The sequence below is a fragment of the Corallococcus llansteffanensis genome (assembly GCF_003612055.1).
GTDB classification, from domain to species: domain Bacteria; phylum Myxococcota; class Myxococcia; order Myxococcales; family Myxococcaceae; genus Corallococcus; species Corallococcus llansteffanensis.
This window is the reverse complement of record NZ_RAWB01000265.1, coordinates 1-13,438: the sequence shown is the minus strand read 5'-3', so window position 1 is coordinate 13,438 and position 13,438 is coordinate 1. Positions and strand designations below refer to the sequence as shown.

Annotated in this window: 8 protein-coding genes, 2 tRNA genes and 2 pseudogenes; 7 read left to right on the top strand and 5 right to left on the bottom strand. The window is 65.5% G+C overall.

Annotated features, from left to right (window positions below):
• Window positions 1-84: 84 nt before the first annotated feature.
• On the bottom strand, window positions 85-327 hold the full coding sequence (locus tag D7V93_RS23600) for a hypothetical protein (protein WP_120645559.1): 243 nt from the start codon (window positions 325-327) through the stop codon (window positions 85-87).
• A gap of 169 nt (window positions 328-496) precedes the next feature.
• A pseudogene (locus D7V93_RS23595) lies at window positions 497-643 on the bottom strand (Imm70 family immunity protein); the annotation flags it as partial.
• Between the two features lie 1,885 nt (window positions 644-2,528).
• On the opposite strand from D7V93_RS23595, the pseudogene D7V93_RS47710 reads away from it, so the two are divergent.
• Both D7V93_RS47710 and D7V93_RS23580 read left to right on the top strand, forming a co-directional pair.
• Window positions 2,529-2,749, top strand: a pseudogene (locus D7V93_RS47710) (transposase); the annotation flags it as partial.
• 1,011 nt (window positions 2,750-3,760) lie between these two features.
• A complete protein-coding gene (locus D7V93_RS23580) occupies window positions 3,761-7,234 on the top strand; it encodes a protein kinase domain-containing protein (protein ID WP_120645556.1) in 3,474 nt (1,157 codons plus the stop codon).
• Window positions 7,235-7,685: 451 nt separating this feature from the next.
• Here D7V93_RS23580 and D7V93_RS23570 read toward each other — a convergent pair.
• Together D7V93_RS23570 and D7V93_RS23565 are read right to left on the bottom strand one after the other, a co-directional pair.
• A tRNA-Glu gene (locus tag D7V93_RS23570) sits at window positions 7,686-7,758 on the bottom strand.
• Between the two features lie 12 nt (window positions 7,759-7,770).
• Window positions 7,771-7,843: transfer RNA gene (locus tag D7V93_RS23565), tRNA-Lys, on the bottom strand.
• A 184-nt stretch (window positions 7,844-8,027) separates the two neighbouring features.
• Between D7V93_RS23565 and greB the strand changes: the two genes are divergently transcribed.
• The 5 genes from greB (at window position 8,028) to D7V93_RS23540 (ending at window position 12,281) form a co-directional block, all read left to right on the top strand.
• The gene (greB, locus tag D7V93_RS23560; protein WP_120645555.1) at window positions 8,028-8,564 is read left to right on the top strand and encodes a transcription elongation factor GreB; all 537 of its coding nucleotides are present in this window, start codon (window positions 8,028-8,030) and stop codon (window positions 8,562-8,564) included.
• Between the two features lie 9 nt (window positions 8,565-8,573).
• Window positions 8,574-9,569: a deacetylase gene (locus D7V93_RS23555; protein WP_120645554.1), complete on the top strand. Its 996-nt coding sequence runs from the start codon at window positions 8,574-8,576 to the stop codon at window positions 9,567-9,569.
• A gap of 202 nt (window positions 9,570-9,771) precedes the next feature.
• Entirely contained in the window at window positions 9,772-11,091 is a 1,320-nt protein-coding gene (locus D7V93_RS23550) for a PhoH family protein (RefSeq protein WP_120645553.1), read from the top strand.
• 34 nt (window positions 11,092-11,125) lie between these two features.
• Entirely contained in the window at window positions 11,126-11,431 is a 306-nt protein-coding gene (locus D7V93_RS23545) for an HP0495 family protein (RefSeq protein WP_120645552.1), read from the top strand.
• An 88-nt stretch (window positions 11,432-11,519) separates the two neighbouring features.
• The gene (locus tag D7V93_RS23540) at window positions 11,520-12,281 is read left to right on the top strand and encodes an SAM-dependent methyltransferase (protein ID WP_120645551.1); all 762 of its coding nucleotides are present in this window, start codon (window positions 11,520-11,522) and stop codon (window positions 12,279-12,281) included.
• Between the two features lie 51 nt (window positions 12,282-12,332).
• On the opposite strand, the gene D7V93_RS23535 is transcribed toward D7V93_RS23540, so the two are convergent.
• Window positions 12,333-13,421: a diacylglycerol/lipid kinase family protein gene (locus D7V93_RS23535; protein ID WP_120645560.1), complete on the bottom strand. Its 1,089-nt coding sequence runs from the start codon at window positions 13,419-13,421 to the stop codon at window positions 12,333-12,335.
• Window positions 13,422-13,438: the final 17 nt, after the last annotated feature.

Sequence of the window (13,438 nt, the reverse complement as noted above, 5' to 3'; positions counted from 1 at the left end):
CTTCTTCCGCTTCGCCGAGAACCGACCGCGCTCCGCCGTCCTGTCCTGCTTCTGCTTCTTCACATCCACCTCACGAGGGGGAGGCTATCCCCCAGAAAGGTGTCTCAGGAAATACTGGGGCGGAGGAGTCCGACCCTGCTTCATCAGGCACAGCCCCAGGTCCGACTGCACTGCGGCGTGCTCGGGGCGCAGCCGCGCTGCCTGCGTGTAGAGGGCGCGAGCACGTCTGTCATCGCGGGCTTCGTATGCGGCGAGCGCACGCGCGCGCAGCGCATCGAAATCCGCCGGGGCAGCGGTGAGGACGAGCACGGTCAACAGGGAGAGCACCCGTACATCCTGCCATGCCACCCCTGGCGGAGGTGCTGTGCTGCCCCCTACGCCAGCAAGCCGCGCCATACCAGGACGCCAACGCCGCGATTTCCAATCACAGGTGCATGAAGGGCCACGAACGCGGGGCCAAGGCTGTCCTTCCCCGAGTTGATGGCCGCGGTGCCTCTCAATCCTGCGTCAGCGTCGCGGGGCCGGTGCCCTGATCACGCAGGAACTCAAGGTCCTCGAACATTGCGTCGAACAGGTCACGGCCCGTACTGGTCACGAAGTAACTGGCCAGGGAGGTGATGTCGGACGGTGCTCCTCCCATCCATCGTGCCCTGCGAGAGCCTCAGAGAGCCAGGGCGCGGTAGCAGAAGCCGAGGTCGTGATCGGTATACGGGGTTTCAAACGTGTATCTCTCGGTAAATCCACTAGGACATGAAGGCGCACCCGTGATGGGATTCGGATAAACGCCACCCTGCCTGTATCCGAACATCCCTCCAAAGCGGTACATCCCCTGCGTTCCGGTGACATATTGGCGGTGGCAGAAGTGGATTGTGTGATCCAGATTGGGCGAGCCATAGGTAGGTTGGTTCAGGTAGCCAGGAGGGCAGGACATCGCTCCGGTTATGGGGTTGGGATAGGAACCCGTAGCGCTCCAGCCAAACATTCCTCCAAAATCCGAAATGGGCTCAGTGGTTTCGTCCGCGAAGCGGCCGCAGAAGTAAAGTGGGTGATCAACGTTGGGAGTCCAAAGCATCAGGTAGGGCGTGTATCCCGTGGGGCAGGAATTTGCCCCCGTATAGGGGTTCACATAGGTGCCGCCCTCGCGTTGGCCATACATTCCCCCGAAGAGCATATGCATGTCGAGGAGACGTTGACCTTCGAACCTCCGCAGACGTTCGCGTATCCATCCACGATGAGGAGCACCGTCTGGCCTGCGAGCAGATGCGTGGTGACTGACGATTGGACTGTTCCACTTGAGTCGTCATTGCACCCGAGAGACTGTGTTGTATCGTTGTAGGGGCGGACTTCGAGGATGGTGTCGAAGTTCGAGCCCTGCGTGGTGAAGGTGTAATTGCTCGTCCGAGGGGCGGTCCAGATGTATGCGATGTCGGGTGCATTGGAGCTGTAGCTACAGCTCGGCGTGAAGTCGCTCGCCAATCCACAGGTATTCGTCGAAGCGATGGGGGCCCCAATCACGCGGCCCAGGTCTGCTCCGTAGGTCTTCTGCTCGAGGGTGCCGAGTTCCGGTCCTCCTTCTGTCGGCGACTCAGGGCCACAGGCACTCAGGGCAATTGCCTGGCAAAGGATCCAGAGCAGCGCGGGGCCTCGGAATTCACTTCTCAATGGGGTGTTCCTTTCGCTCGGCTCCATTAGCGGAGCGGGTGAATGCCGGGAAGATGCATGGTGTGGCGGTACCGAATCAAATCAACGTCGTGAGCCTTTGTTGACTCCAGATGGGTCATTGGCTGTCTGCGGATCAAATCGTTCCCATGCTGCGGTGCACGGGTTCTCGCCTCGCCAACGGGTACGATCGCGCTTGGTGCACGCGGCCAGAGTCATCGCCTGCCGTCCGGCAGTGCGCTCGCCCCAGCAATCCTAACGAACTGCTAGGCTTCTTTTCTGCCGATGGGAGCGGCACCCGACTGTGCGTCGCGGAGTGTCACCTCGCCGAGGGCGGTTCGTCTCCGCGTCGATGAACGCGAACTGGCGGGGGCGGTCCTGGCTGGCATCGGCGCGGTCCATGCTGGCGACAGGAATCATTTTTCCGCCGTGCCTCCGCAATCTCCGGACTCCCATTGCCGGCAAGCGCTAGATTGCGCGCATGGATGGAATCCCGCCGTTCACGGAAGCCCTGATGCCCTTGCGTGAGTTACTGGCACGAGACGGGGAGCCGACGCACCTCTCCTGGGTCTTCAGAGAGGACCTTCAGCTCATCAGGCAGGCGCCGGCAGCCCATCATTGTGGACGGCCAGGAGACCTTTCCTCCGCGGACTGCGATTCGAGCGCCACCGCGGGAGTCCAACGAGCAGCTCGCACACGAGCACTTCGAGCGCGCGCGGCCTGGGGGCGGAACTGGGTGTGCTCTGCCGGTTTGGGTCGACGACGGCTTGCCCCGTCTGGGGCCTGAGGATGCGGCCGCTCAACAGGCGACGATGATGTGGAAGGACCGGGTGAAATATGAGCCTTCCGGGGTTTTGTGGACACCGGAGATGAGGTCACCGAGAGAGCGCAGGAAGTACACGCCGGAGTTCAAAGCCCGAGGGTGAAGCAGGTGCTGGAGGAGGGCAAGTCCCGGGCTCAGGTGGCCACGGACCTGCACCTGACGCGCAGCGCGCTGGGAACCTGGGTGAGACAGGCCCGAGCCGATGCAGGTCAGGGGCCGTCCGGTGTGCTGACGACGGGCGAGAAGGAAGAACTCGTCCACCTGCGCCCCAACCCTTCGCCGCACCAGCGTAAAGACGCCGGAGGGGCACATTGGGGGCACATGAGGAACCGGGCGCAAAAGAAAAGCCCAGCAACCCCTTGAGGTTGCTGGGCATTCCAGGTTGTCCCCGACGGGATTCGAACCCGTGGACGAGGGGTGCCCTAAACCCGCGACGGCGCACGCCTTTCGGTGAATCGCGAGTGAAGCCGGGCACTTTGAATCCACGGGGCTGTCCCCGCCTATCACCTGGAGTCCCCTCCTGTTTTGGAGACATTCTGGAGGCAGAACCAGGGGCGCACGGATGGTGAGCCAGGGAGATTCGTGGGAGCCCAACGGTAGCGTGTGCCCTCGCGAGGTGTGGCTGGGGAGGTGCGGGTAGGGAAGCACAGTTGGGAGTAGCGGCAGGGGCAGCAGGAGGGGACGGTGCTGTACGAGGCGATGAGGGACCACCTCGCCAGGCTGCCGTCGGAGGCAAGCGAGGAGGGGCGCAGCCTGCCCCGATACGTGGAGCGGGACACGTGCCAGGCACCTGGAATGTGGTGTGGAGGCTGGTGCAGAGTGCTGGCGTAGCTGACGGTACCCGACGGAATGCGCGCCATTCTGGAGCACCTGGCACTGCCTTCGCGACCCACTCAGCTGACCCCAGCGAATGGGACACCCCAGAGCGCGTGGTGTTGAGCCCCAAGCAGCAGTTGCCCACATGTTCATGTCCCGTGCCAACCCACCCTGGGAGGGCCGGAAACAGCTGAGCGTCTTGATGCTGCAGGAGGGCGGCGTGCCCATTGAGGTATGGCCGCGTTTCCTGGATTCAGAGTCCTTCCCAGCGGGAGGACTCCCGGTGTTCAATGAGGACTTGTGGAGTCTACTTCTTTTGAGGCCAATGCCGCAGTCTCACGCGGTCTGCCGCGGGTCTTCTGGGTCAATCAGGGCTTCAGCTACGACAAAGAGCGCGAGGGGGGATATGTCCGCGCCCCCAAGAAGAGTTCTAGTGGCGGCGAGCTCACTCACTGGAAGAGGGTGAGTGAGCTCAAGCCGGGGCACCTGCTCGTCCATTACCAGTCCAGGATGATCCGCGCCTTGGGGCGCGTGACTGCAGAGGCCTTTGACACAGAGAACGGCGAATGGCAGGCCTCCGTCGAGTACTTCCCCCTGCACGCGCCGATCCCAATTGAAGCGATTGCCGACTCCTTGAGGTTGATTCAGCCGACCTCAGGACCCATCACGGTCATGCGCTCCGTCAAGCAAGGGTATCTGTGGGACTTCAACGCAGAAGGACTCGCCCTCTTGCGAAACTTCTCGCGGGAGCAGTGGCCTCAGTGGGCAGACGCTCCTGCACGCGATCAGACTGTTCAACAACGGCTCACGGATGTGGTGGCGACGGAGAGCCCGAATCTCTACGAAGTCCAACCACTGCCTCCATCAAGTCAGGAGTCCTCCACGGCGCACAGCTCGGACGTCGCCATCATGACGGTCATCCAGCCTGAGCTTTTCGCAGCACTTGAGGCCCTCGGCATCCCTGACTCGAAGCGAGAGAAAGATGCCCAAGGGACTGTGTTCTTCCGCGGTTCGCTTCGCTCGCGGCTGACCGGGCGAGACTACCGGCTCGTCGTAACCTGCGTGGGCGGCGCTGGCAATTACGATGCGTCTGCAGCGGCGTATGACGTGATTGCGCACCATCGACCGCGTGTACTGATTCTCATGGGCATTGCCGCTGGAATTCAAGGCAAGGTCCGAATCGGAGAGGTCGTCCTTTCTGAGCGCATTGTGGCTTATGAGCCAGGCGCCGTCGTTTCATCGGGCGACGGAGACTCGTCGCGCCTGGAGCACCGTCCCGAAATCGACCGGCTGCCACACTCGATGAATCAGGATGTCATCACCTATAGGCCTGATCCTTCCCGGCTCGATGCGCAGTTTCGCGGCCTGAGTGGCGCGATCCCTGCTGCACCCGCAGGAAAAGAAGAGGAGTTCCGAAGCCGTGTCGCGGCGGCCATCACTGTGCGTGCGGCGACACTCGCCAGTGGGGAGAAACTCCTGCGCGATCCTGCAAGACTCCGAGCGGTTCGGCAGGAGCAACATGGCAAGGTCGAGGTCGGCGAGATGGAGGCCGCAGGGTTGGTTGCTGCGTGCCGCCGCGCCAACATCCCGTGGCTGGTCATTCGAGGCATCTCGGACTTTGGAGATCATTTCAAGGATGACCGCTTCCACGAGTTCGCCTCCCGTGCCGCCGCTGTGGTGCTCGCAGACTTCCTGGCCTATGGACTCAGCCTCCCTGAGAGCCCCCTCTCAGAGAGCGCCTCGCTGAAGCCCGCGTCAACCCCTCAATATCCCGATGATCAGACCCGCCATTTGATCGGTCAACTAGAGGGCGCCAGGGCGAGGATGAAGCGACTTCAGGCCTCTGGATCGAACACCATTCAAGTGGATCGAGAGATCCTGTCGCTGCGCCGCCAACTACGGGAGGGAGGGCAGCTTCGAGCGGGTGACAGTCTGGGCAATGACCGCTACCTGCTGATTGAGGCCATCGGCCGAGGGGGCTTTGGCAGCATCTGGAAAGCGCATGATCAGGTAACTCAGGCGAACGTTGCAATCAAGGTGCTGCATACGAACTTGGCTGGCAACCTGGATCGACGGGACCGATTCTTCCGCGGTGCGCGCCGAATGGCGGAACTCCAGCATCCGGCGGTGGTTCGGGTCCTTGAGCAACACGGTGAGGATGGTGGGTTCCACTACTTCGTCATGGAGTACGTAGCTGGGGGGAATCTTCAGCAAGCCGTGCTCAAACGCGTCATCACACCGGAGAAGATCGTCCCTATCATCCTCCGCGTTGGAGAAGCCCTTGCACTGGGGCACTCGAAAGGGCTCATCCACCGCGACGTGAAGCCTGCGAACATCCTTCTGAATGAGCAGGGGCGTCCGCTCCTCACCGACTTCGATCTAGTGGGTGCCGCCGACACGACAGGAGGGACTCAGACGGGACTCATGGGGACCCTCGTATACGCGGCACCAGAGTGCCTTGAGCGTCCCCAGGATGCAGATGCAAGGGCGGACGTCTATGGCCTTGGCATGACCGCCATCTTCGGGTTCCACGGAGCCGATCTGCCCTTCAACCTGCTCATGAGGAGCCCCGAAAGCTTCCTCGGTCAGCTTCCTTGCCCGGCACCCATCAAGAGTGTCTTGCGTCGCGCAACCAGTCTGGAACGTGGCGAACGCTACAAGGATGCTGGAGAATTCATTACAGAGCTGCAACGTGCGCAGAGTGTCATCGAACCTCAGCTGAGATTGCAGGAGACTCGGCGCGCGGCTCCCCAGGATACCTCAAGTCACATCCACCACTTGAGCAATTTGCACGTTGGCTCCAACGGAGAATTTATCTCGGAGCTGCAACATGTAAAGAGTGTCACCGAGCCTGAGTTGAGCATACAGGAGGCTCGGAGCGAGGCTCCTCAGAACACCCCGATTCGCATCCTCCACCTGAGCGATCTGCACGTTGGCCCCAATGATGACCCCACCAGCCTGCTTCAACCCCTCGTCGCCGACCTGCGCGACAAGAACGAGTGGCTTGGAGTCGAGCGGCTGGACTACTTAGTCATCTCCGGGGACATCACGAACAGGGCCTCTCCCGAGGAGTTCGAGAAGGCCTATGCGTTCGTCTCCGGCCTCATCGACGAGTTCGGGCTGACGGCCGAGCGCTGCATCATCGTCCCCGGCAACCACGACCTGGATTGGAACACACCGGCCTACCGGTACTTGCCCAAGCGCGAGGTGTACACGGGCAAGCTCGCGCCCGGAACCTTCGTGGAAGCGGGTCCTGGCTTCATCGTTCGGGACGATGCGAAGTACCCCGAGCGCTTCAAGAACTTCTCCGAGCACTTCTATCACCGGCTTACTCTAAAGCCGTACCCACTTGATCCCGAGGAACAGTGCATCCCGTCCCTTTTCTGTGATGACGGCCTTCTGTTCCTGGCCATGAATTCCGCCTGGGAGATCGACGAGCACTTCCAGGAGCGCTCCAGCATCTCCGAAAAGGCACTCGCCCGAGGGCTTGCCACAGCGAATCGGGAGCTCGCTAGGGCGCAGGCTGAAGGTAGGCTCGCCAAGGATGCCCCGGTCCTACGGCTCGCCGTATGGCACCACCCCATTACCGGCAACGAGAAGATCCAAGCGGACGCCTTCATGGGCCGGCTTCGGCAGGCTGGCGTCCGGCTCTGCCTCCACGGCCACGTTCACGAAGAGCGGGCAGAGTTCCTCAACTACCTCGACCCGCAGCGAGGGCTTCATGTCATCGGCGGCGGCAGCTTCGGTGCTCCCACTCACGCGCGGCCAGAGTCCGTGCCCCGCCTCTACAACCTTCTGGAACTGCGCCGAGACCTCCAACACGTCCAGGTTCACACGCGGTGCCGCCGTAAGCAGGGCGGCGCATGGGATGGCTGGGCGGTGTGGCCAGGAGAGAGCCCGCAGATCCGATGCACATACTACGGCGTGAAACTGTAAGTACGGTCGAGTGCCTCGGACGACACCGGCAGCGGGAACTCAGAGGCGCCCTACTTCGTCAGGGACGAGCCCTCGTCCGCGCGCTCAAGCAAGGGCCGGAGGGGCAGAGCCCGTCCTTGGCCGCGGAGGCGAGGGAACTGAAGAAGAAGCGGATGCCGCGATTGGCCTGGGCAGGGTTGATGCGCTGCACATTCGCGCTGGACGAGCTTCCCTGCATGAGGTGTGCAGGCCGGTGCAAGTGTTGGTGTTTCTGCCGGCACCCGACGGAGTGCGCGCCATTCTGGAGCACCTGACACTGCTCTTACGGCCTGCTCAGTGGGCCCCGGCGCAAGGGGCCCCCAGGAGGGGCACCGCCTCTCCACAGGCCCGGCGCGCGGCCGTGGAGGCACACTCTGAAAACACCAAGGCCGGAAACCGCTGGTTCTTAGCGGCTTCCGGCCTCGGCTTTCAGTGTCCCCGACGGGATTCGAACCCGTGTTACCGGCTTGAAAGGCCAGCGTCCTGGGCCTCTAGACGACGGGGACGTCGTCACTGCTTGAGTCGCGGGGGGCTCGAACCCCCGACCCTCGGCTTAAAAGGCCGGTGCTCTACCAGCTGAGCTAGCGACTCGCTATTCTTTTTTGCCGCCGCACCCACCGGCGGTTTCGCGAGGCGCTTCCTACCAGCAGCGCCCGGGGACTTCCACTGGCGATCGTGGCCTCCGCTGCCTGACAGGCCCGTTCCCGCCCCCCGGTGAACATCCGCCCCGGTCCGCTCCCGCCAGGTGTCGGCATCCAGGGGTATACACAGGGGCATGGCCCAGGAAGTTCCCGACCCATCCGACGCCCCCGAGGACGAAGAGGGGGAGGAGCAGGCCCCGTTCCGCCGCTACCTCACCCGGGCGGGCGCCGAGCGCATGCACCGCGAGCTGCTCCAGCTCCTCAACGAGGCCCGCCCCAAGGTCACCGCCGAGGTCTCCGCCGCCGCCGCCCAGGGCGACCGTTCAGAAAACGCCGAATACATCTACGGCAAGAAGCGCCTCAGGGAGATCGACCGGCGCATCCGCTTCCTCTCCAAGCGCCTGGACACCGCCACCATCGTCACCCCCGCCGAACAGAGCGACCGCTCGAAAGTCTACTTCGGGGCCACGGTCACCCTGGAGGACGAGGCAGGCGCGCGCTTCACGTACCAGATTGTCGGCTCGGATGAGATCGACGCCACCGGTGGCCGCATCAGCGTCGAGTCACCCATGGGCCGCGCGCTCCTACGCAAGGCCCCCGGGGACACCGTCGAGGTGCGGCGCCCCCGGGGCGAGATTGAACTCACCCTCGTGGACATCCGTTACGACTAGGACGCTCCCATGCCCCGGACGCCGCAGCTCAGTCCCCGGATGCTCCGCACCTACCCGCGCCTGAGCGGCCTGGAGCTGTCCGCGTCCGCGGGTGATTCCCTGTCCCTGGACGACCTGGGCCTGGAGTCCTCCAGCGACCGCGTGGACCTGGCGTTCGGCACCTACAGCCGGGAGGGCCTGGAGCGCGCCCTGTCCGCCTACGGCTTCACCCAGCGCCTGGAGGACCGGGTGGGGCCCGTCGAGCTGCGCCTGTCCTGCCAGGATCCCTTCCAGCCGCGCCTCACCTGCTGGAGCAAGCGCTACCACACCCCCGTCGCGGACGCGTCCCTGCGCCGGACCCCGGGCGCGGAGGTCGGCTTCACCCACGCGGCGGCGGAGGCCCCGCTGCTCTACGTGGACAGCCTCCTGTTGCAGCAGCCGGGACGCCCCTTCGACTGGAACCGTCCGCCGCTGCCCGGACAGCTCCACCCCGGCCTCGCGCTGTCACGCGACATCCTGGACCTCCTGCACCTCATGGCCCGCCGCATCGGCGCGGAGGCGGTGGCGCTGATGCCCGCGACGTTCGCGGCGGCGGCCGTCTACGACCCGCGCTTCACCTTCGTGGACGGGGCCGCCCAGGGGCGCTTCAGCGCCCTGCGCCGCGCGGGGAAGGGCTGGCCACGCTGGCTGCTGGCCTGGGCGGTGGAGCTGGGCTGCATGCGGGACGCCCAGGGACAGCCCGCCCTCTTCGTCCCCTCGGCGATGATCAGTCCCCTGTCGCGGCGGCTGGCCCGGCGGTTCGAGACCCGGGGCTGGAACGAGGCCCAGCGCTTCCACGCGAAGCAGGCCGTGTCGCTCGACGAGGAGGCGCTCCAGGCGCGCTTCCCCTGGGCCCGGATGCCGCCGGGCCCTCCGCCCGAAAGGGTGGTGGAGCTGCTCGGGTATGATCCGCTGTCGCCCGCGTCGTCCTCGCCGGGCGGCGGGGACTTCGCGTCGGCGCCCCTGCGTTCCACTGCTGGCCCCTGAGCTCCGCTCCCGGGGCTGTAGCGCCCTGTTCCGAAGGGGTGGGGGGCCGTGCTTTTTTTGACGTCCCTTCGCCTTCCTCGACGGGAATGCGGCTGGTCGCCCCTCGTTCGGTGCCTATATTGAGGCCGGCAGGCAGCCTTCCGCGGTCCGTCGCTCGCCGTCAGCAATCGCACCCGAACCAGGTCAGGTCGCGAAGCCCACGATGCGCAAGAACTTCATCCTCGACACGAACGTCCTCCTCCATGACCCCCGCAGCATCTACGGGTTCAAGGACAACAACGTCATCATCCCCATCTACGTCATCGAGGAGATCGATCAGTTCAAGCGCGACCTCTCCGAGCTGGGCCGCAACGCGCGACTGGTGGCGCGCTACCTGGATTCCTTCCGCGCCGAAGGCTCGCTGAAGGAGGGCGTCCCGCTGCCGCACGGCGGGATGCTGCGCGTGTGCTTCACCGACCGCGCGCTGCCGTCGTCCATGGCGGACAGCAACCTGATGGACAACCGCATCCTCGCGGTGGCCATCGACCTGATGGAGAAGGAGCCGGAGACCCAGGCCGTCTTCATCACCAAGGACACCAACCTGCGCATCCGCGCCGACGCCCTCGGCCTGTCCGCCGAGGACTTCGACACCGAGCGCGTGGAGATCACCGACCTCTACACGGGCTTCACCGAGCTGCTCGTGCCGCAGGACATGGTGGATCAGCTCTACAAGCCCGGCGGCGAGGTGGAGATCCCGGCCCAGGACCGGCTCTTCCCCAACCAGCTCGTGCTGCTCAAGGACGAACTCAACCCGTCCCACACCGCCATGGCCCGCTTCAACGGGGCCAAGGCGCGGCTCGTGCCGCTCGCGCGCCAGAGCAAGGAAGGCACCTGGGGCATCCGTCCGCGCAACATGGAGCAGGCCTTCTGCCTGGACCTGCTGCTCAACGATGACATCAAGCTCGTCACCATCGTGGGCAAGGCGGGCACGGGCAAGACGCTGCTCGCCATCGCCGCGGGCCTGCAGAAGGTGACGGAGGAGGGGCTGTACCACAAGCTGCTGGTCAGCCGGCCCATCTTCCCCCTGGGCCGCGACATCGGCTACCTGCCCGGCAGCGTCGAGGAGAAGCTCAACCCCTGGATGCAGCCCATCTTCGACAACGTGGAGTTCCTGATGAACCTGAGCCGCGCGGACAAGAAGGCCGGGCGCGGCCACCACGAGCTGATGGACCTGGGGCTGATGGAGATTGAACCGCTCACGTACATCCGTGGCCGGAGCATCCCCAACCAGTTCATCATCGTGGACGAGGCGCAGAACCTCACCCCCCACGAGGTGAAGACCATCCTCACCCGCGTGGGCGACAACACGAAGATCATCCTCACCGGCGACCCGTTCCAGATCGACAACCCGTACGTGGACTCGACGAACAACGGGCTCGTGCACGTCGTCAATCGCTTCAAGAACGAGAAGATCGCCGGCCACATCACCATGGCCAAGGGCGAGCGCAGCATGCTGGCCGAGTTGGCGGCCAACCTGCTGTGAGGCGCCCCACGCCCACCGCCGCAAGAGACGCGTCATGACCCAGGACGGCTCCGACAAGCCCGAGGCCCCCGGTGAGGAGAAGAAGCCCCTCATCGAGTACCCCGCCATCTACACCTTCAAGGTGATGGGCGAGCAGTCGCCCGACTTCTCCGAACACGTGCGCTCGCTCTTCAAGCGGAAGATGGGGTCGGAGGTGTCTCCGGACTCCATCCACGTGCAGCCCAGCAGCAAGGGCAAGTACGTGTCGCTGAGCGTGTCGGTGTTCCTGCTGTCCGAGGAGCAGCGCCGCGCCATCTACGCGGAGCTGCACCAGGATCCGCGCATCGTCTACTACCTGTGAGGCAGGCGGTGCGCGGGCTCCATCCCCGGGTGGGGACGGGCCTCGCGGTGGCTGGAAGTCCGGCCGGGGTGCGTATATGAGGGAGGCCATGAGTCCCGCCGAGCACTTCCCGCTGTACCACCCGCCGGGTGCGCAGCGCGCGTTCGGCTCCGACGACGCCACGCGCCGCTTCGCCAAGGTGGCCCAGCTCGAGCCGGGCTCGCGCGTGCTGGTGCTCGGGTGTGGCCCGGAAGGCACCAGCGCCGTGCTGCTCGCGCAGGAGCTGAAGTGCTCCGTGGTGGCCGTGGACACGGACGAAGCCCTCGTGTCGCCGGTGCGCGAGCGCGTGCGCTCCCAGGGCCTGTCGGATCGCATCGAGGTGCGGCGCGTGGCGCCGGACGCGCTGGGCATGCTGGATGGCCCCTTCCACGGCATCCTCGTGCCCGGCCGCGTGCAGTACCCGCTGGACGTGTCGCTGCGCGTGTTCCGCCAGCTTTTGGGCAAGCGCGGCCGCGTGGGCTTCACCTTCCCGGCGCGCGTGGGCCGCTTCACGCCCAAGCCCGTGCTGGACTTCTGGGAGAAGCGCCTGGGCGCGCCGCTGCTGCTGCCGCGCGAGCTGCTCCAGGCGCTGGAAGGCGCCGGCTTCGAGCCGGAGTCCGTGGAGACGCTGCACGACACGGAGCTGGAAGCGCTCTACCGGGACATGGAAGCGCACCTGCCGGAGGCCGCCTCCGCGGAGAGCACCCCGCTCCGCGACGAGCTGGCCCTGCACCACGAGCACAACCACAAGCCGGGCGTCAGCTATGCGTTCGCGGTGGGCCGGCGCAAGGAGCCGGGAGAGAAGCCCCCCGCGTCGCGCGACCGGGGCTGAGCGTCATCGCTGGCTTCGTGGAGGGCCCGGAGGACGGGCCCCGCCTTGGAGTCACTGCACGCCGTTGAAATCGAGCAGCTCGATGGACTCGGGCGCCACCGACAGCTTGACCTGCTCGCGGTAGCCGGCCGCGTCGCCACCGACCTGGAAGGGCATGGGCTTCGCGAAGCGGATGGTGACGTCCTTCGCGTGGAAGTCGTGCAGGCCTTCCGGGGCCCAGCGGCCGTTCCAGAGGCGGGGCAGGTTGGCCAGCACCTGCGTGGGCGACACCTGGCCCAGGCGCAGCTGCAGGTAGCCCCGGCGATCATTGGCGTAGGGGAACATCCGGAAGCCGTAGCCGTAGAAGGGCATGGTGCCCGCGGCCGCCATCATCAGCTTGCCCCGGAAGAGCGTCGCGCCGGGGGCGAGGGGCGCGCCCACCTCGTGGCCGTCCGCGCCCAGGCGGAAGGCCTCCGCCGCGCCGTTGACGACCTCGCACTCCACCAGCACGGAGCTGGTGAGGTAGTGCGGCACCGTCTTGAAGGCCACCGCGGAGAAGTAGCCGCCACCGCCGGACATGACCCGCTTGAACATGCCCTTGCCCAGGGTCTCCTTCACGGCGATGTAGTCGTTGAGCACCTTGCCATCCACGCCCAGCCCCGCGAAGGGCGCGCGCTGGCCGTCCACCTGCACCAGGTCCATGGTGCGCACGCTGGGGACTTCCGAAGCGCGGGCGCGCACCACGTCGTTGAGGATGCCGTCGCCGCGCGTGCTGGAGGCGTTGACGAACGCCGCGATGCCGTTGCCCGTGCCCAGCTTCAGGATGCCGAAGCGCGGCGCGGCCTGGCCGGCGAACTTCCCGCGCGGGCCCACCTGCTGCAGCACCTCGTTGACGAAGCCCATGAAGGTGCCGTCGCCGCCGCCGGTGAACACCGTGGGGTAGCCCCGCTCCAGCACCGTCTGCGCGATGCGCCGCGCATCCAGCGGCGAGCGCGACAGGAACAGGTCCTCCTCCGGCACGACGTGCGACAGCAGCTTCACCACCCGGGCGTCCACCTTCCGGGCGTTCGCGTTGAGCAGCACCGCGACCTTCGGCTCGGCGGACGGGAGCGCCGAGGGGGATCGGCGGAAGTCCGTGGAACGAAGGGGCTGGACCAGCATGGACGACTCCAGGGGGC